The 19,880-nt window shown below is 40.5% G+C and carries 16 protein-coding genes and 1 pseudogene; 11 read left to right on the forward strand and 6 right to left on the reverse strand.

Features of this window, described 5'->3' with window-relative positions; all coding sequences use genetic code 11:
• Window positions 1–241: 241 nt before the first annotated feature.
• The 4 genes from OMU_RS20185 (at window position 242) to OMU_RS20200 (ending at window position 7,472) form a co-directional block, all read left to right on the forward strand.
• Window positions 242–1,267 carry an LLM class flavin-dependent oxidoreductase gene (locus OMU_RS20185; RefSeq protein ID WP_016181713.1) on the forward strand — a complete coding sequence of 342 codons (1,026 nt, stop codon included), beginning with the start codon at window positions 242–244 and terminating at the stop codon, window positions 1,265–1,267.
• A 320-nt stretch (window positions 1,268–1,587) separates the two neighbouring features.
• Window positions 1,588–2,430, forward strand: a complete 843-nt coding sequence (locus OMU_RS20190; protein WP_016181714.1) for an aldo/keto reductase — start codon at window positions 1,588–1,590, stop codon at window positions 2,428–2,430.
• Between the two features lie 205 nt (window positions 2,431–2,635).
• Window positions 2,636–3,850: a chloride channel protein gene (locus OMU_RS20195; protein WP_016181715.1), complete on the forward strand. Its 1,215-nt coding sequence runs from the start codon at window positions 2,636–2,638 to the stop codon at window positions 3,848–3,850.
• 793 nt (window positions 3,851–4,643) lie between these two features.
• Window positions 4,644–7,472 (forward strand): VaFE repeat-containing surface-anchored protein, encoded by a 2,829-nt coding sequence (locus tag OMU_RS20200; protein WP_016181716.1) that lies wholly within the window; start codon window positions 4,644–4,646, stop codon window positions 7,470–7,472.
• Window positions 7,473–7,526: 54 nt separating this feature from the next.
• Here OMU_RS20200 and OMU_RS20205 read toward each other — a convergent pair whose 3' ends face one another.
• Genes OMU_RS20205 through OMU_RS20215 form a run of 3 tightly spaced genes read right to left on the reverse strand, consistent with a single transcriptional unit; the run spans window position 7,527 to window position 10,342 of the window.
• The gene (locus OMU_RS20205) at window positions 7,527–8,558 is read right to left on the reverse strand and encodes a zinc-binding alcohol dehydrogenase family protein (RefSeq protein ID WP_016181717.1); all 1,032 of its coding nucleotides are present in this window, start codon (window positions 8,556–8,558) and stop codon (window positions 7,527–7,529) included.
• A gap of 26 nt (window positions 8,559–8,584) precedes the next feature.
• Complete coding sequence (locus OMU_RS20210) at window positions 8,585–9,241, reverse strand: NAD(P)H-dependent oxidoreductase (RefSeq protein WP_016181718.1); 657 nt, start codon at window positions 9,239–9,241, stop codon at window positions 8,585–8,587.
• Window positions 9,242–9,253: 12 nt separating this feature from the next.
• On the reverse strand, window positions 9,254–10,342 hold the full coding sequence (locus OMU_RS20215; protein WP_016181719.1) for an L-dopachrome tautomerase-related protein: 1,089 nt from the start codon (window positions 10,340–10,342) through the stop codon (window positions 9,254–9,256).
• 273 nt (window positions 10,343–10,615) lie between these two features.
• Here OMU_RS20215 and OMU_RS23035 point away from each other — a divergent pair.
• Window positions 10,616–10,983, forward strand: a pseudogene (locus OMU_RS23035) (winged helix-turn-helix transcriptional regulator).
• Between the two features lie 148 nt (window positions 10,984–11,131).
• Here the strand turns inward: OMU_RS23035 and OMU_RS20225 are convergent.
• Window positions 11,132–12,097, reverse strand: a complete 966-nt coding sequence (locus OMU_RS20225) for a helix-turn-helix transcriptional regulator (protein ID WP_016181721.1) — start codon at window positions 12,095–12,097, stop codon at window positions 11,132–11,134.
• Window positions 12,098–12,162: 65 nt separating this feature from the next.
• The gene (locus tag OMU_RS20230) at window positions 12,163–13,317 is read right to left on the reverse strand and encodes a CapA family protein (RefSeq protein WP_016181722.1); all 1,155 of its coding nucleotides are present in this window, start codon (window positions 13,315–13,317) and stop codon (window positions 12,163–12,165) included.
• Between the two features lie 274 nt (window positions 13,318–13,591).
• Between OMU_RS20230 and OMU_RS20235 the strand changes: the two genes are divergently transcribed.
• The 6 genes from OMU_RS20235 (at window position 13,592) to OMU_RS20255 (ending at window position 18,993) form a co-directional block, all read left to right on the forward strand.
• Entirely contained in the window at window positions 13,592–13,984 is a 393-nt protein-coding gene (locus OMU_RS20235) for a YbaN family protein (RefSeq protein WP_016181723.1), read from the forward strand.
• 398 nt (window positions 13,985–14,382) lie between these two features.
• Window positions 14,383–15,528, forward strand: coding sequence for a non-hydrolyzing UDP-N-acetylglucosamine 2-epimerase (gene wecB, locus OMU_RS20240; RefSeq protein WP_016181724.1), 1,146 nt, complete (start codon window positions 14,383–14,385; stop codon window positions 15,526–15,528).
• Between the two features lies 1 nt (window position 15,529).
• Window positions 15,530–16,396 carry a nucleotidyl cyclase domain-containing protein gene (locus tag OMU_RS20245; protein WP_016181725.1) on the forward strand — a complete coding sequence of 289 codons (867 nt, stop codon included), beginning with the start codon at window positions 15,530–15,532 and terminating at the stop codon, window positions 16,394–16,396.
• A 13-nt stretch (window positions 16,397–16,409) separates the two neighbouring features.
• Window positions 16,410–16,550 (forward strand): hypothetical protein, encoded by a 141-nt coding sequence (locus tag OMU_RS23505; RefSeq protein ID WP_016181726.1) that lies wholly within the window; start codon window positions 16,410–16,412, stop codon window positions 16,548–16,550.
• On the forward strand, window positions 16,550–17,863 hold the full coding sequence (locus OMU_RS20250) for a glycosyltransferase family 2 protein (RefSeq protein ID WP_016181727.1): 1,314 nt from the start codon (window positions 16,550–16,552) through the stop codon (window positions 17,861–17,863). Before OMU_RS23505 ends, OMU_RS20250 begins: the two co-directional genes overlap by 1 nt.
• Window positions 17,864–17,874: 11 nt before the next feature.
• On the forward strand, window positions 17,875–18,993 hold the full coding sequence (locus tag OMU_RS20255) for a family 8 glycosyl hydrolase (protein ID WP_016181728.1): 1,119 nt from the start codon (window positions 17,875–17,877) through the stop codon (window positions 18,991–18,993).
• Window positions 18,994–19,025: 32 nt separating this feature from the next.
• Here the strand turns inward: OMU_RS20255 and OMU_RS20260 are convergent, their stop codons facing one another.
• Window positions 19,026–19,877 carry an arginase family protein gene (locus tag OMU_RS20260; RefSeq protein WP_016181729.1) on the reverse strand — a complete coding sequence of 284 codons (852 nt, stop codon included), beginning with the start codon at window positions 19,875–19,877 and terminating at the stop codon, window positions 19,026–19,028.
• Between the last annotated feature and the right edge of the window lie 3 nt (window positions 19,878–19,880).

The following is a 19,880-nucleotide window of genomic DNA, read 5'->3' on the forward strand; positions in this document are numbered from 1 at the left end:
AGCTAATGAGTTGGTAGTGATAACAGTGGTTCGGGTAACAGACTTTGCAAGGTAGACAAAGCTACAGGAGGGCATAGCAAATTCCCGTTGGATCCTTTCCATGAATCCATTGTACTCTGAGAAATCACACAATAACGAAACAAATTCCGCAAGGAATGTGTTATTCAATAAATTTTTCGATTCAGAAGCATTTTGATTAAAAAGTATTAGACAAAAACTATTTTACGAGGAGGTCATCTTCATGAAAAAAATCGGCTTTTTGAGTTTTGGTCATTGGATGGACCAAGGTTCACTTGTTAAAACGGCGCAGGATTCTTATCTGCAATCGATTGATCTAGCGGTGGAAGCGGAAAAGATCGGAATCGATGGTGCGTATTACCGCGTGCATCATTTTGCGGATCAAATTGGCTCGCCTTTCCCATTATTATCAGCAATCGGTGCGAAAACCAGCAAAATTGAGATTGGCACTGGTTTGATTGATATGCGTTATGAAAATCCTTATATGATGGCAGAAAATGCTGGACTTACAGATATTATCACTCAAGGAAGAGTGCAATTAGGCGTGGGGCGTGGCTCACCTGAGCAGGTTCTTGATGGTTGGAAATATTTCGGCTACGACTACAGCGAAGAAGAGATTAAGGATATTACTCGTGAACGGACATTGGAATTTTTAAAATTGATCGAAGGCGAACGTTTCGCTGAACAAAATCCGCAGCCAATGTTCCCGCAAGCACCTGGAAAATTACGCTTGGAGCCTTATTCAGAAGGCTTACGCCATCGAATTTGGTGGGGTGCTGGTTCAACTCAAACTGCCGTTTGGGCAGCGCAGCATGGAATGAACCTGCAATCGTCAACGTTGGTAAACTACGAAACCAACGAACCCTTCCATATCCAACAAGCTAAACAGCTGCGGGCATACAAGGAAGCTTGGAAAACAGCTGGTCACGACTTCGAGCCACGAACATTAGTCACCCGTTCGATTCAACCGATTACTACAGATATGGATCGTCAGCTATTCGGTCATCAAGGCGACGATGCAAAATATGATCAAGTTGGTTTCTTGGCTTATCATCAAAATCCTACAATCTTTGGGAAAACCTTTGCGGGTGAACCAGATAAGATCGTTAAGGAATTAGCTGAGGACGAAGCGATCAAAGAAGCGGATACGGTGTTAGTTACGATCCCGAACACCTTGGGAGTAGATTACAATATGCACTTACTTGAAACGATTGTAAAAGATGTCGCCCCTGATTTAGGCTGGAGATAAATATACTATTAGAAACAGGAGCAAATCTAATTTTTCAGATTTGCTCCTGTTTTAAGGTTTTAGTATTTATTTTACAATCAATACAGATTCAATATGAACTATCTTATAAGTCTTGTAGGATTGGTCTGAATAATTGAAGATCATCTGAAAATCCCGACTGAAGTGCGGAATGTTATTTAGAGTTGGCTATAGAGCGTTAATTAAATACAAAAACAAATACAGATACAACCCATTCGTTTTCACCAAACAAATTTGTTACGATATCGTCAACACAGAGGTATACTTGTACATAGAACGACTATATTTAGGAGGTTTTCTTAATGGAACAGTTAAAGCTAAACAATGGTCAGACGATCCCTCAATTGGGCCTAGGTGTTTTTAAAGTTCAAGATGCAGATGATTTGAAACGATCAGTAGCCGCTGCATTAAAAGAAGGCTATCGTCACTTTGATACGGCAGCGATCTATCACAATGAAGCATGGCTCGGTGAAGCACTGGCTGAGAGTGATGTAAAGCGTGAAGACCTGTACATCACTTCAAAAGTTTGGAACAGCAATAGGACTTACGATGAAACAATCGCAGCTTTCCACGAATCTTTGAAGAAATTGCAAACAGATTACTTGGATCTTTACTTGATCCACTGGCCAAGTGACGGCTACAACGAAAAATGGCGAGCAATGGAAGATTTATACAACGATGGCTTGATCAAATCCATCGGGGTTTCTAATTTTGAAAAACCACATTTGGAAAAATTATTAACGACGGCAAAAGTAAAACCCGCTGTTGACCAAATCGAAACTCATCCCTACTTCCAGCAAAAGGAATTGAACAAGTATTTGAGAAGCTTGGATATCGCTCACGAAGCTTGGGGCCCGCTTGGTCAAGGTAAGAGCAATGTTTTAGACGATCCAACGTTAGTGAAAATCGCTGAAGCTCACAATAAATCAGTTGCTCAAGTCATTTTGCGCTGGCACTTGCAACGAGAAATCATTGTGATTCCAAAATCGGTTCACGCAGAACGGATTGCGCAAAATATCAATGTCTTTGACTTCACATTAACAGATGAAGAAATGAGCCTCATCGCAGCGATCGATAAAAACCAACGCGGTTCTGGTGACCCTAATGATGAAGAATTTTTGAAAAATTCAATGAGCAGAGACTAGACTTCTCTATTTTTAACCCGCAGTCTCTTTGACTGCGGATTTTTTGCTTGATTAACTGGCGATAGGATTCACTTATGTTAGGATTGTTAATAAGAAAACAACAGGATTTTTTAGAGTGATACTCGCGCTGTGACTATAGAAGGCCAGGATCAATTCAGGAACCCGTTCAGATCTTAAAACCACTTTTCAAGAAAGAAGGTGTCATATGCGCTTTTCTACATTATTTGTCGGATATAGCTGTGTTTTAGGCTTGTTGGTGGGAATAATGTCCGCTGTTTTTTTGTCATTCACAAACCTTATGATAGACGTTGTATGGACAACTATTCCAGAAACCTTATCGATCCCCTTTTATCCGATACTTGTTGGATTAATCGGCGGCTGCTTGGTTGGTCTTATTCAAACTAAAATTGGACGATACCCGACAACTATGCATGAAACATTAAGTGAATTCAAACAAAAGAAGCGGGTAACCTACAAAAAACAAATAGGCAAAAATTTCTTGTCAGCAATCATCGTCTTGATGTTTGGTGCCAGCCTAGGACCCGAAGCCGCACTTGCTGGAATTATGGGGGGCTTGATCACTTGGATGGGTGACCGACTAAAGCTAACTCTACAACGCAAAGAAGAACTATTAGAATTAGGTATTGGAACAATGTTAGCCGCTATTTTTCGCGCACCGTTGGCTGGTGTCAGTGAAGTATTTGAGCAAAATAATCCGCCAACAGGTAATGATAAAGTAAAAAAAACGATCCTCTATGCACTTAGTACAGGCTTCGGACTTTTAGGATTCCTTCTTATTAAACGATTATTTCCAGAAGAAAGTATTTTTTCACTGCATTTCCCCAAAAATATTTCTTGGAAATGGCAGGCAATAGTCTTCTCCCCTGTTAGTTGGTTGATCGGTGGTTTATTCGGTGTTCTCTTTTTGGAACTTGAGAAGCTGACTGACCGTCTGGCTGCAAAAATTGATAATCTAGTTATTTCTGCGTTGATTGCCGGACTCTGTATCGGGATATTTGCTTTGTGGTCGCCGTATTTTCTATTTTCTGGTGAACAGCAGCTATTGCCCCTTTCCAAACAGGCACTTCAGCTCTCCTTCATCAATCTATTGTTATTGGGGATCGGAAAGGCTTTTTTGACGAATCTTTGCTTTTCCTTTGGTTGGCGAGGTGGTAAGATTTTTCCGGCAATCTTTTCTAGCACTGCAATCGGCTTTGCTGTAGTCCGATTGATTCCTTATACACCAGGCTTAATCGTGGGTGTAGCTGTGGCAGCTAGTACCACTATTATTCTCCGCCAGCCTTATGTATGTGCCGCGTTATTGCTTTTCTTATTTCCAATTCAATTTTTCCCCTTTATTCTTATCAGCTGTCTTGGTATGAAACGCTTTGAAGAATATATCCAAGCTAAAAGAAGATGATCAGGCAGGAGCTGATCAAAAGTCTTTGGACTTTCGGATTAGCTCCTATTCACGAATAAACGGCAGCGCCATTCCGGTCCAACGATTTTTCTCAAATTCTCTAGAGCAGCCTAGCCTTTTATGGGCTGTTTTTTTGTTGTGTCATCATTATCTCGCAGCTGATAAAGAACATACCTACAACAAAATTATTGAACAGCTCCCTCGCTAAAAATATAAAAATCGTTCTCTCTCATTAACCGCATTAGTTATACCACCTCTTCTTTATTTTCACGAGGACAAGAGACATAAAAAGAAAATAAATAAATAAAATTGTCATCCACGCACCAAAACTAAACCAAATATCGGAGAAAACCCACCGAATTAGCATGGAAAATGATGGAAATCAAATAATTTCCATTTGAATTATTTATATAACTATCTTTTTGTCAAAATTATTCAATACACCGAAACAGGACATTTTCATTTTTCTTTCTAACTATTCCTCTCAGATACCTATCAAATCGAGATATTTTACAGTATTTATTCTCAATATTTATAACAATGAACGACACAGTTTTATTTTTCGTTTTAATAAAAAATGCTGTCGTCGTTAAGGGGCATAAAATGGAAAAAAGCCTAGAAAATCTGTCACGGAGTAATAAATAAACAATTTATAATGAAGATAAGACGTTGTTATTTTTTAGTATTCACTATCACTAATTAAATAAATTATTTGTCAATAAATGGAAGGAGTGGCTCTATAGGGAATAAATAAGATCTGATGTCAAAAACAGAAGGGAGAAATGGGAAGAAGATGAAAAAACTTAGCGGAAAAATAATGAATAAACTGATGTTAGTCTTAGCGCTTTCCAACTTCGCTGCACAACCGATTGCGGCCTTTGCAAGCGAAGAGACAACAGCAACAAATGAAATAAGTGAAGTTATTGATACAACGCCAAGTGAAGAGCAAACAGACGCGGAGATGCCCGTAGATGAATACTTAGCACAAAACGATTATACGTTTAGCGAGAATGGCAAGCTGAAGTCAACAAATGGCACTGATGTTCGCGAAGATTTAAAAGAAGTTTTGAGTGTGCTTGAAGAAAGATACGGCTATCGAACTTCTTCGCTTACCAGAGGAGCGAGTGATGTCTATATCGATGCCGATTATAACATCAAATCCGTCAGCTGGGTATATTCCAATGGCGAAGAAGGATCACGCTGGTTTTCAAAACATGATAACGACGGAGAGCGCTTATGGTGTATCGAACCTGGTGCACCCCTTTATGCGGGAGAAAATTCAGGATTTACCCTTGGAGAAGACACTTCAACGAAACTTCAACGTATTTCGTTAGCTGCTTACTTTGGCTACGAAAAGCAAAAATCGGTTGAAAACGCCTTTTACACTGAAAAGTATACTCAAGAGCTGGCGACTGGGATTGGTCTAAAATCGGTTTCTGACTCTGAAGGTCATGTAAGCTTAGCTGGCTATAATAAATTCAAGACCGAAATTGAAGAAAAGATTCGTCCTTTCTACACAAAACCGATTTTCGCAGGTCAAAACATCAAGATCGATGTTGGGCAGACACTGACGTTAACAGATACAAACAAGAGTTTATCCGCGTATAAGCTTGTGTCGAAACCCGCGGAGATGGATGTGAAAAAGAATGGCAATGTGTTGACGATTACCGCCAATGAAGCCACAAATGTCAGCGAGCTTAAGTTCGCCTTTGATATTGATAGCGATTATGTTGGGGCAACCGTTGTCTATAAGCATAGCACGCTGCAAAATGTGGTTCGAGGAAGAGTCTATAATCCAACGCAATTTTCACTTAACGCGGTCGTTGAACCGGATGTGAAAACCGCCGCAACCGATGAAGAAGATGGCGACAAGAATCTCTCGCCAGAAGAACAAGTAACGATTGTCGATCATGTGGACTACAAGAATCTCTACACAGACGGTCGTGAATACACGGTTAAAGGCAAATTGATGGATAAAGAAACAGGTGAACCGTTACTAGTGGATGGTCAAGAAGTGACTGCCGAAAAGACCTTTGTTCCAGAAAAACCAGATGGAACGATTCCTTTGTCATTCACCTTCAAGGCTTCCGCTTTAGCTGGAAAAACCGTTGTCGTATTTGAAGATTTACTGACGGATAATATTCAAGTGGCTACTCATAGTGATCTTACTGATGAAGGGCAAACAGTCGAGTTCGATGATCCAAAAATCGGAACAACCGCAACGAACCAGACAGATGGGTCAAAATTAGTCGACCCTGAGAAGAAAGTAACCTTCGTAGATACTGTTGCTTATTCTAATCTGCAAATCGGCAAGAACTATAAGGTATCCGGTGTGTTGATGGATAAAGCAAGCGGACAGCCGTTGATGGTCGATGGAGAAACAGTCACCGCAGAAACAGAATTCACAGCAGAAGCAGCCGATGGCACGGTTGAAGTCGTCTTTGAATTCGATGCTTCTTCAGTCGCAGGCGATTTAGTGGTTTTCGAAACACTTGAGCGTCAACACTCTGTAGATGGGAAGTATCGTTTTGTTACAGAACATAAAGATTTGGACGATGAAGGGCAAACGATCAAAGTAACTGATCCAAAAATCGGTACTCAGGCAACTAACGCAAATGATGGCACACAAATTGTGGAACCGTTGAAAGAAATCACGATCAACGATGAGGTCTCTTACGAAAATCTGATTGAGGGAAAAGTTTATACTGTTACTGGAACATTGATGGACAAGTCAACTGGTGAACCATTATTAGTCGATAATAAAAAAGTCACGGCTTCAACGACCTTTATTGCTGGCGTTGGCGAGGTCTCTAAAGAGGAAGCTGTCGATGCTGATGAAGTCCCAATAAATCTGGTCAGCGGGAAAGTAAATGTTACCTTCACCTTTGCTGGCGTGAAGCTGCACAATAAGGAAGTCGTGGTTTTTGAGTCACTTACTCGAAATGAGACAGAAGTTGCTGTTCATGCCGATATCAATGATGAAAAACAAACCATCAAATTCACCGATCCAAAAATCGGTACAAATGCAACCAATGCCAACGATGGAACGAAGCTTTTTGATCCAACTGAAAAAGTAACGCTAAACGATGAAGTGTCTTACGAGAATCTGATTGAGGGCCAAGTCTATACAGTCACTGGTATTTTGATGGATAAGAAAACAGGACGTTCATTATCAGCGAATGGAAAAACCCTTACTGCCTCAACGACCTTCATTGCCGGTGTCGGAGAAGTGTCAAAAGATAAAGCTAAGGATACTGTAACTGAAAAGAAAAATCTGGTCAGCGGAAAAGTGTCTGTCGTCTTTACCTTTAATGGAGGAAATCTGCAAGGACGAGAAATCGTCGTCTTTGAATCACTGCTAAGAGAAGACTTCGAAATTGCCACACATGCGGATATCAACGATGGAAAACAAACGGTGAAATTTATCAATCCATTAATTCCTTCTGATAAATCGAATACTTATTTATCAAAGAAACTTCCTAGCTCAAGTACCAGCGTGATTAGTTCTGACTCAAGCCTACCACAAACAGGCTCTAGTAAATCAGGATATCTCACGATTATCGGTTTGGTCTTAGCAGCATTCGCTTTTGCTATCTACTATCGTAGGAAAAAAGTAAGCTAACGAATAAAACAGGTTCTGAAATCACTTCAGAACCTGTTTTTTTATTACATTTCTTTAAAAGGGACCACTGATAACGACTTTTCCTAGCATGTGACCGGACTCCACATCCTTGGTAGCCTGTTTTAAATTCTCTGCATTGATTCCTGTATCATAGATTTTGCTGACAGTAGGAATAATAATCCCTGCATCAGCTAGTTCAGCGATCGTTTTTAAGGCATTGCCTTGTGATTCAAGGTCATAGCCAAAGTCGGTCTTCGCGAACATATACTCCCAATCGAAAGACACCGATTTATTTTTCCACTCGGCAAGCTCTAGTGGTTCCTTGATTCCAACAATTGTTCCTACATGACCAAAAGGATTGATCATGGATTTGATGATATCTAGATACTTCGTGATATCAAATAAAACGGCAATATAATCAAATGAATCCGTTCCGATTTCTCTAAGCTGCGCTTTAAGGTCCTGATGGTAATCAAGTGGATGATCGACACCGACTTTTTTTAGCCAATCAAAATTCTTAGGATTTGAAGTAGCGAATACTTCTAGGCCAGCCCATTTTGCTAATTGATTCAAAATAGAACCAACTCCACCGGCACCATTGATCACTAAGATTGATTTTCCCTTAGCCGAATCCTTTTGAGGCACGATATTAAATTTGTCGAATAGTAATTCATACGCTGTCAAAGAAGTTAAAGGCAATGACGCTGCCTCTTCCTTTGTTAGTTTTTCAGGAGCTAACGCCACTATTCGTTCATCGACAATCTGGTATTCTTGATTGCTCCCATGGCGTGTCGTTGTTCCCGCGTAAAAAACATGATCTCCTACCTTAAAGTTCTCTACTTCATTCCCGACAGCCGCCACTTCACCAACAGCATCAAAACCAAGTACCCGAAGTGCATTACTTGTTCGTGCCGTTTGACGCAGCTTCGTATCCACTGGATTGACCGAGACAGCTTGAACCTTGACTAACAAATCTCTTCCGACAGCTTTAGGAATTTCTTCCTTCGTATCAATAAAGCTGTTAGGATCATCAATTGGCAGTCCCTCAAAAAAACCTATAGCGTGCATCATTTCTTTTTCAGACATTATTATCGGCCTCCTATGATTTATGATTATTGAATCACTTGGTAAACATCACTTAATTTTTGGCGCTTTTTCTCTGGGATCGCTTGGTCTCTGTAACCAAAACCAGCCATATAAGAAACACCAAATTCTTCAGGATCAACATAGCCCTTTTCAACTAAATACTGATCCACCGCATCTTTATTGAAGCCTTCGATCGGGCAGCTGTCGATATCCAGATACGCGGCAGTTGTCATCATATTGGCTAAAGCAATATAGGTTTGTTTTGACGCCCAGTCGAATAGTTCTCGCTCTGAGGACAGATCAAAATCATTTTTTTGGAAATTATTGAAGAAAATCGTTTGCGGAGATTCTTCTGAATACGGAACGCCAAAAACATCCTCAACCATATGTTTGACATGCTCACTATTTCCAGTCAGATTTTTTCTAGCCAGAACGATCAGAAAATGACTGGCGCCATTCAAACTGTTTCGTGCGCCCCAAGCGTTCTCTTGCAGCTCGTCCTTGACTTGTTGGCTTTCGATCAAAAGAAACTTCCAGGGTTCATAACCGAAGGAGCTTGGTGATAAACGACCAGCTTCAATGATCGTTTCCCAGTCCTCGTTGCTAATTTTCTTACTTTTATCGAATGCTTTGGTAGCAAAACGGTGTTTGTGTGCATTTAAAATTTCTGCTCTTTTGTTCATGTGTTTCTCTCCCTACTTAGATTTAGCCGGCTTTTTGCCAATGAAGATCCGGAATAAGCTATATGGTTTTTCCCGCAGGTCTTTGCCATAATGGAAGCCCGCTTGACGTTGCAGCTGATTACTATTGAAGTACAAGTATTCATCTGGACCAATCGATAAAGTGTCTGGCCATAAAATTCTTGGATCATGAGCGATGGTTTCCATTGTACCATCAGTATAAATCGCGCGAATCCCATTGTTTTCATAGTCACCAGCATAGATGGTCCCGTCAATTGCCGTAATCATGCCATCAGAGGCACCCTTTTCTCCCCAGTCTTTGACATGTGCTTCTAGCGCATCGTCTTCGATTTTTTCATCAAAAATGAAATCTGTCTCAATGGAATAAAGATGACGACTTGATAAGGGACTATAATAAAGCAGCTTGCCATCTGGTGATAAGGCGATTCCGTCCGCGGCTACCTGCCAAGGAGAAGTCTCACCATTTTCGTCACGATTCATTAAGATTTCCCCTTCGACTTTCGGTAGAAAATCTGGATCTACCGCTGTCGATGGTGTTCCATCTAAAATTCGGAAGGCATTTCCTGTATCTAACTCAACCACAATAATTGCGCCCGGGCCGGTAATTGATGAATCGGTAATATAAGCGACGCCTTCTTTGCCGCGACGAAGATCGATACGGGCATCATTTAAATAGGTCGAATCCAATACTACTTCTTTGCAAAAGGTGTATACACGACGAATCGTGTTTGTCGCAAGGTCTACCGCTACTAATTTAGCAGCTCCTTCGACCGGAACATCAAAATTTGGCGCAGCTGTATCTAAAATCCATAAGGTTCCTTCTCCGTCAGCAACGATGCTTTGGACACTTAAAAAGCCTTTTTCAGAATTCGCTGGATCAAAAGTATTGGCTTCTTTGCTTGGATAAGGCACCAATTCTCCATCAACGATCTCAACAACTGTGGCTTGAACATCATCGCCCCATTCAGGGAAATTAATAAAAATTCTGCCTGTCTCACTGACACTTACACCTGTGGGCATTTCGCCGTAAAACGCATGAACCTGTTCTAGCTCACCGAAATAGTTTTCTGTAGGTAATCCCATAATATCCTTCTCCTTTTCATTCTGCACATGATATACACTAACAGGCTGCTGAAATTTTCTTCGCATAGTTTGGGGAGTCGCCTGTTTTGTACAGCTATCATAAAACCAGTGTCTACAAATGTAAATTAGGGAATTTTTTTATACCTATGACTTTTTTTAATTTTTCTTATCCTTCGTTTTCGGAGATAAAATAATAGACGCTTGTTTTCGTCTGTGTTAAAAAGATAGTATTAAATTAACAATGACGGCTACAGTCTATGAGGAGGGCCCAACATGGTCCGAAAAATTTATAATTGTGAAGAAGGTTGTTCTGTCGAATCCACGCTTCAGCTGATTTCAGGAAGATGGAAAAGTGTTCTATTGTATCATCTTATTTTTGAAGGAGAGCACCGCTATAATGAATTGCAGAAAAAAATCCCAGGCATCACTCGCAGAATGCTCTCACTGCAATTGAAGGATTTAGAGAGTGATGGATTGATCAGCGCCAAGTTATTCAAGAAAAACCCTTGATGGTCTCTTACCACATCACTGACTATGGCCATTCATTAAAGTCGGTCATCCAGATGCTGCACCAATGGGGAAACGAGTTCAATCAAATCAACAACGGAACATTGGAAAAAGAGTGCTTGATTTGTAATTAGTCGTTATACATAAGGAAGGCTTCGCGAACATGCTTAGCCGGTCATGGATATACCCGCTGTAAAGCAATTTATTCATGTGGAACTTTTATACTTTCCTTATAGTAAAAAAACAGCGGAGTTGACTAAAAATCAACTTCGCTGTTTTAGCTTATTTTTTGACTGGTCTTACATATTTCCAAAAGCGTTCTGGATCATGATAAAAGTAGATCACACGTCCTGGCGTAGTATCATAGTGATACTCAGTGTTCGAAAAATCGAAGCTTGCCATTGCTTGCTCTACTTTTTCCTCGACACTGCGATTTTCCTGCTCGTAATTAAACGGACCGTGTTCAAAAACCAGATACTCTGCTTCTGGAACATCCAGCATCAGCATTTGCTCTGGTACCTTTCCTTGATAATCAGCAGGTAAACGAGCACCGTAGCATTCCGATCGCAAAAAGCCCCAGTCACAAAGGCGCCCTTCTAAATCACTGATATACGCCATCACTTGACCGCTGCTGCTGTCAGGTTTATGACCGCCATTATCATCTAGCTTTCCTTTGATACTATCCAATAAGCCGCTGATCGTATCACAATCCTGTCCGGGAATCCGACTTTGCTTCTCCCAAAAATCCCAATAGCCATTACTCTGATTGTTTTTGATATACAGAAACTTATGGGCTGGGATCGTCACAAAATACGTCTTGATATCGTCGGTAGATTTCACCATGCCGATCTCTCCTAATCCTAAAAAGTAGCGGTCAAATGAGCTGATTCTGGTTCGAAGTACCACCGGCTTCGGCTCCCTGCGATACTCACTGGGAGCGACTCCATACATCCTTTTAAATGCACGGGTAAAGGCTTCATGCGAGGAAAAACCATAATCAAAGGCGATATCCAAAAAGCTTTTCTGCTTGTCGCGAACTTCCTTTAACGCAAAAGCTAATTTTCTCTGACGCAAATAATCACGAAAGGACATCCCAGAAATTTCCTTAAATTTCCGCGTCGCGTAAAATTCAGAGTAGCCCATTTTGCGAGCAAGCCTCCGCAGTGTCAATGCTTCATCATTGTAGCCTTCGATACAGTAATCAATCTCCTCGACAATCTGTTGGATCTGCCGCTGCCATTCATACATCCTTCCACCACCCTGTCTTTAGTATAGAAATCAGGAAAGCTTGTCGCTTGATTTGACTTGCGGTGTTAATAAACAATCTTTACTTTGTCATTCATGATCTGCTTTGTTCGCTCAATAAAGTATTCGCGGGACAAATCCTGCCCTTGATTGACATGGATCATATGCTGATTGGCTAACTCGTTTGTATAATCCTTTAGCGCATAGGTTTTGTACGTTTGATAATTGTCGCCAATATACGTAATGGTCGGCCAAAATTCGACCTGTTCGATCTTGACATCTTTCTGCTTTTTATTGCAATCAATCGTCCAGCGGCCCATACCGCCCAGCATACGATCATTTTCTGCTTGAGAAGAAATGAAGTTTCCTAAAGAATACATTACCAACGTTTGATTCCCTGATTTTCCTGTCAGATAATCCATCGGCTGAATCACATGGGGATGTCCCCCGACAATTACATCCACGCCAGCATCGCTTAATACCTGTGCTAAATGCGTTTGCTCTTCATTCGGAGTAAATTGATATTCTTCTCCCCAGTGCATACTGACGATTTGCACATCACTTTCCTTCGTTAATTCCTCCATATCCTTTTTGATTTGTTCCTCATCAATCAGATTAACGAGATAGTCTTTGCCCTCTGGCAGGGGAATCCCATTCAAGCCAAAAGTGTAGGACATAAATCCGACATTGACACCCTTGATCTTTTTGATCTGCAGTCGTTTTGCCTCAGGTGATTTTTGTGACCCTGTCACAGTGATATCAGGATATTTTTCCAAATACTCTAATTGTTTGATGATCCCTTCCTCGCCTTTGTCCAGGGTATGATTGCTCGCCGCAGACAACCAATTGTAGCCCGCCTGATGCAGCGAATCTAAAACCTGCGTCGGACCATTAAAAGTCGGGTATCCTGACAATCCTAACTCTTCTCCTGCACAAATCGTTTCCAAATTAATATAGGAAACATCTCGATCCTCGTTCAAATAGCGTGTTGGTTCATACATCTCATCAAAACGATAGGTGCCTTCGGGCTGTCTGAGATGATCATAGATATAATCATGGATCAAATTATCCCCTACCGCAGAGAAGGTCAGCTTTACCCTATTTCTTGTTTTGGGTTTCGATGCCTCTGAAGTTTTATTTCTTGTCTCGTTTTCCGCTTCTTTGTTCCCGCACCCTCCGAGAATGACTAACACCAGCAAACTAATTTTTAAAAAGCGCTTCATAATCTGGTTCCTCTCCCTTTTAGCCTTTACAACGAACAAATGACTCCCTCAACATTACACAGTTCTTTTAACTAAAATTTTACGGCAAATGACTCGATAGATAAACTTTTTTATTAAAAAAAGAAATAATGAAAATGATTTTCTCTTCTGTTTATTCAGCTTCTTTTTGAATCTAGCAGAATATTTTTTCCGTTAAACGATTGCTGATTCATTTCATTTATCATAAGATTAGCCCGTAAGCATTTTCTTTCAATTCATTAATGGAGGCAGACTTGTGAAAAAAATCATCTATTTTTCTTTTGGTGCGATCACATGTGCACTAGGAACTTTGGGAATCTTCCTGCCCTTTTTGCCAACGACCGTTTTTTACTTGCTGACGGCCTTCTTTTGGCTGCGCAGTTCAGATAAATATTACAACAAATTCATTCAATCCTCTTTTTATCAACGAACTGTGGATGAGCCGATCCTCAAAAAGAAAATCACCAACGCTGGGATGGTCAAAATGTTTTTAATGATCCTTGTAGTCTTTCTAATCCCAGGATTATTAGTGGATAATACACTGATGCGAATTTGTTTAGTGGTGTTATACCTCGCTCACGTCATCGGATTGACCTGGTATCTGCGGGGGAAAAAAGATACAGTAAAAATGAGCGATTCAAGTGATTAAGCGACCCACTGCCTTAGAGATAGACGTTATTCTTTTTGGGAGGATATAAAGAGCAATACACATTTAAAAATAAAACAGATAAAAAGGCTGCTCAAAACCCAAACTACAAGCTTGAAGCACCTTTTATCTACAGTCTGACAAGAAGATCGGTTTCTTCTTGTTTTTTTGTCTTTATGTTATTTCCTTTGCTTCCCTTATCTTGTGAAACATTCTTAAAATATCGAGTGTTCTTAAAAGACAAAATGACAGACGTTTTCTATACTAGGTAGGAAATAAAAATAAGTGAATGAATGTTTATATTCAAATGAATTGGCTCACAATTATAACTGATGAGTCTTATTTTTTGCTTAATATAGTCTATTCGTTCATAAATATTAGACTTTCGCAGGAGGAATATCATGAGAAAAAAAGTCTTCTTAGTCTTTGGAACAAGACCAGAAGCGATAAAAATGGCTCCTTTGGCCAAACAATTAGCTGCGGATGCACGCTTCAACGTAAAAGTAGTTGTTACTGGGCAACATCGAGAAATGCTTGATCAGGTTTTGCAGACCTTTGGAATCATTCCTGACTATGATTTAAATATTATGCAGCAAGGACAAACCTTAAACGAAATTACCAGTCGTGTCATGGAAAAATTGACCGCTATTTTACAAAAAGATCGTCCTGATATTTTATTGGTTCACGGAGATACTACAACAACCTTTTCAGCAGCCTTGAGTGCTTTTTACCAGCAGATTCCAATCGGTCATGTCGAAGCTGGCCTGCGAACGTGGGACAAATACTCGCCTTTTCCAGAAGAAATGAATCGGCAATTAACCGATAGTCTAACCGATCTTTATTTCGCACCAACACTCAAAAGCAAAGAGAATCTGATCAAGGAAAATCATTCGGAAAAGCATATCTATGTCACGGGAAACACCGCTATTGATGCAATGAAGAATACATTAGATGACCATTACGAAATTCCAGTTGAAATTTCAAAAGGTCAGAAACGGATCGTCTTAATCACGATGCATCGGCGCGAGAATCAAGGCGCACCAATGTATTCTGTGTTCGAGGCGATCCATAAATCTGCCTATGAGTATCCGGATACTCAATTTATTTTTCCAATGCACAAAAATCCAGCAGTACGAAAGGCGGCAAAAGAAATATTGGGCGAAGCAGAAAACATTTCGTTGATCGAACCTTTAGATGTAGTTGATTTTCATAACTATGCTAAACAAAGCTACTTGATTTTGACGGATTCCGGCGGGGTTCAAGAAGAGGCTCCTTCATTAGGGGTTCCCGTCCTAGTCCTACGTGACCAAACAGAGCGGCCGGAAGGAGTTGCAGCAGGCACGCTCAGATTGGTTGGAACAAAAACGCAAGCTGTTTACGAAACTATCAGAGAATTATTTGAGGATTCCGCTGCCTACGAGAAAATGTCAAAAGCCAGCAATCCTTATGGTGACGGAAAAGCTAGTCTGCGAATCACTGAAGCAATCGCTCATTATTTTCAATTAGCAGACCGCCCAGAAGATTTCAGCCTTCAAGGAGAACAATGATATGAACTATTTACGAAGAATTCGAATCGAGTGGATGTCGATCTTACTAGCCGCTGTCTTCTTGATTCAAAATTTAATTTTAGATGATCGTTTTGGATTTGTTCCTGTTGTAACCCTCTCCCTTTTAGCCTTTTTAGGGCTATTGGTAGGCTTTTTAGGCAATACGATTACCGTCGCAGTTTTTTCTATGCTGGTAATTTCTACAGGAATCTTTCTTTTGTATTACACTCCGATCCTAATGCCAAATCTGCAAAAAGTCTATTTGATCATTGTCATTCCAGTCTTTGCTGTTTTGGGTCTGATGGCGAAAAACAGCGTGCTGTTCAATCAACGCATGAATGCTTTCCAGCCAAGAATGCGCCATTATTTGACGACCCTGAATGAAACGACAGGCTTGTACAATAAAGGAGAATTCGAATCACGCTTTGAAAAATTTAAATGTGCCATGAATTTGTATGCTAAAACTGGTCGTGGTTTGGTTGTCTCCTTTTATACTGTTGACTTCATTGAACAGCTAAAGTATCAAAATGATCAGGCGACAGATCAATTATTGCAGGCGTTGGCCCAAGAATTAGTTGATATTCGACTACCTGAAGAAGATCAATTTTATTTAGGAAATGGAACCTTCGTGGTCATGTCTCCAATTTATCAATCAGGTGACAGCCTTGAGTTCATCCAAGAATTGAATAAGATTACCAAGATACAGTTCTCATTATTTCCCTTCAAAAATGCTGAGCGCTCACAAAATACGATCATTCGTTTTGGTGAGATTGTCATTGAGGGCTCTACAGAGTTGACCGCCGAGCAAGTAATCAGTCGCGTACAACGTCGCTCTGAGGCTGATTTGACCGATGAATATATTTTATAAGGAGGAAAAACAGATGGATCAATTACTCAATTATTTCTTTGAAGCGAGCAAGATTGTCACGGGGATTTTCTTAGTTGCCGCGATTGTCTTATTTATCTGCTTATTGATCATCAAGGACCGAATTTGGCGTTACTTTAGGAGGCGGGATTACTAATGAGTACGATTTTATTAATGTTTGGGGTCATCTCAATCTGGTGCTCGCTGCTTATTACCTTGGTCATTCTATTTGGAGCTGTTTATTTCTTACTAAAAAATATTCGTCCACCGAAAAATCAATTAGAGCCCCTCAGCTCCTACCCGCTTATCACAATTGTGGTTCCAGCACATAATGAGGAAATTGTCATCCAAGATACCGTAAAGGCAATTTTGAGTATGAATTATCCTCGAGAAAAACTGGAAATCCTAGTATTTGCGGATAATTGTGACGATGAAACTTATGATCGAGTTCATACCATCTTTCAGCAGCCAGAGTACGAGGGCTACTATTTAACTAAAGTAATCGATCGTAGAGGAACTGGAGGAAAAGCTGGTGTCTTGAACGATTCCTTAAAAATCGCCCATGGGGAATACCTCTGTGTCTATGATGCAGACGCCATGCCAGAGCAAAATGCGCTCCATTTCTTAGTAGAACGAGCTTTGGAAGACCCAGACCGTCACGGAGCGGTCTTTGGCAGAAATAAAACAAGAAATTATAAACGTAACTTTTTGACCCGTTGTATTAATTTGGAAATTGTCACCAGCCAACGAATTATCCATACAGGCTTATGGCAATTATTTAAAATTGGACAGATCCCCGGTACTAATTTTATTATTCAAACGGAGATGATCCGGAAAATGGGTGGTTGGGACAATGGCGCCTTGACTGAGGACACCGCATTAAGCTTTAAAATCATGAAGCGCGGCAAATTGATCGCTTTGGCTCCACGTTCCGAGGCCTTCCAGCAAGAACCAAAGACTTTATCCGTTTATTACCGACAACGGAAACGTTGGGCTAAGGGAAATTACGAGGTTATCGTAAGCAATCTCAAGGATATCTTCGGCGGCTCCAACTGGCGCATCCGTTTACAAAGTATCTATTATTTCAATACATTCTTTTGGTTTACAACGGCGATTATTCTATCGAATATCATGTTTGTCGCCAACCTAGTTGCAATGCTTCTGCATATTTGGTTTCCTTCGGTCAATGCGATTTTTACCTTTGGCGGAAGTAATCGGCAGATCGGCGCTCTTTTACTGGTGAACTGGGCTTTAATGTTTGCGATCTACTTGCTGCAAATTCAGTTGGCCTTATCTAGTCAGTTTGGGCAGGCGACCGCCGCGAATTTCTTTTATGCCATTGCATCTTACTTTACCTATTCCCTGCTATTCATAGGCATTTCCATCGTCTCATTTTTTTCCTATATAGGAGATAAAATGTTTCAACGTGATAGCAGCAAATGGTATAAAACAAAACGTTTCGATAATTAGGAGGCAATTTTATGCGCAGACGTCCTGCGATTATGTGGTCACTATTGGCATTGCTTTTTTGGGGCTATATCGCAATGGTACTATTTAATATAAACGACAATCAGAAAAAATTAGAGAAGTCAGCTTATCAGCAATGGCACTCTACTTATGTGAAAAAAAGCTCTGTAGGGACCTTTGTCAAAACAAATCCCAAGGAAGAAATCGATATCTCACTGTCTGAAGGACATGGCTATGGCATGCTGATTACCATGGAGGCTGTAAAACGTGGTTGGGCTTCTGAAAAAGATTTCAATGAATTGTACCAATACTACAAGAACTTTCAAATCAGTAAAGATAATCCGCTAATGAGCTGGCAGCAAACATATGAAGCAAATAAACCAATAAAAAAAGAAGCGACGAATGCTACAGATGGCGATCTGGATATTGCTTATGCTTTGATCGAAGCAAGCAAACAGTGGCCCAATAGTCAAACAAACTATAAAGCCGCGGCACAAAAGCTGCTTTCAGGAATAAAAGCGAGAAACTATAATTCTACTAACAAATTATTAACTGTCGGTGATTGGGCCACAAAGGATTCTGACTCCTATAACTTGATTCGACCATCGGATATTGTTCCCAGCTATTTTGATACCTTCGCGGCATTTAGTGGTGATGATTTCTGGCGAACCCTTAAGAAAAATTCGGTAAAAGCACTGGAAAATTTAAGTAATCAGCACAAAACCGGACTGCTGCCAGACTTTGCTTGGGTAGAAAAAGACACGGTCACTCCGGCAAAAAAGAATCAAATCGCTGGAGCTAATGATGGCAATTATGGCGCCAATGCCTGTCGAATCCCTTGGCGACTTGCTAGCTCGAATGACAAAGATGTCAATCAAGTTTTAAGCAAGATGATGAACTTCTTCTTAGAAAAAAACACGATTAATGAAGGCTACACTCTATCAGGGAAGGCCTTATCATCAAACCAATCCAAAAGCTTTTCGGCACCAATTCTTTACGCCGCAAACCAAAAGGAAGCCTATGGCAACCTGATGAATTCACAAGGCTGGGTAATAACCGATGGGCTTTCTGGCGAGGATTACTACGGTGATACCTTAACAACACTGATAACTCTGCAAATGAACCCAAAATAAAGACAGGAAGAGCGCTTCTTCCTGTCTTTTCTTCATCGAAAAATCTCAAAATCATACAAAAGATTCTTTAGGTTTTGAACATCCCATGGCAACAGCTCCGCGATGGTCAATCCTACGATCTCGCTTTGCTCTGCAATAGCTTCCATGGTCTCCTTCACTTCTAATAAGGACATCTTTCCGGCTGCAGCAGAATACTCTGTGACTCCAGGTTCTGAAAAATACAACATCCGAAATTCATTAGGATCTAACACATCCAGGTCAAAATGAATAACTACTTTGGTAAACTGTTGTTTTCTTAGCCACGCCTGGATTTCGTTAGGAGCAATCCGCGCTTGATCTTGCACCTGATAATCTATTCCCAATCCTTCCAAAATCGCTTTTTCATCTGAGGTTGGTGTTTGAAGCCCAACATATAAAATATCCTTGGCCGCAAACGGATGCTGAACCTTCTCTGCTAGTACAGGATCACCAGCCTTCAACAAATTCCCCAAAACCATTGCATGTTCATTGTAAAAAATATCCGGCGTCGAAATATCTGGATGAGCATCGATCCAAATAATCCCTAATCGCTCCCCATATTTTCCATGCAGGTAATCAAAAGGCGCCTGCGAAACTAGACAATCGCCACCTAAAGTGATGATTTTATCAGGCTTCTCCTCTTGAATGATCGCCATTGTCTGATCCACATTCTCAGCCACAATACTTTGAGCTGTCACCCCATTTTCTCTTATCAGCGGTACTTCATATTCAGGAATAGGAACGTTGATTTCTTTGTGCTCCAAATTTTTAGGCACCAAAAACGAAAGCAAATCTGAACCAAGTGAGTAGGTTGGATTATTTCCACCCTGCCATTGAGGAACTTTTAAACGGATTGTTTTAATCAATGA

The sequence above is a fragment of the Enterococcus avium ATCC 14025 genome (assembly GCF_000406965.1).
In the GTDB taxonomy this organism is placed as follows: Bacteria; Bacillota; Bacilli; order Lactobacillales; family Enterococcaceae; genus Enterococcus_A; species Enterococcus_A avium.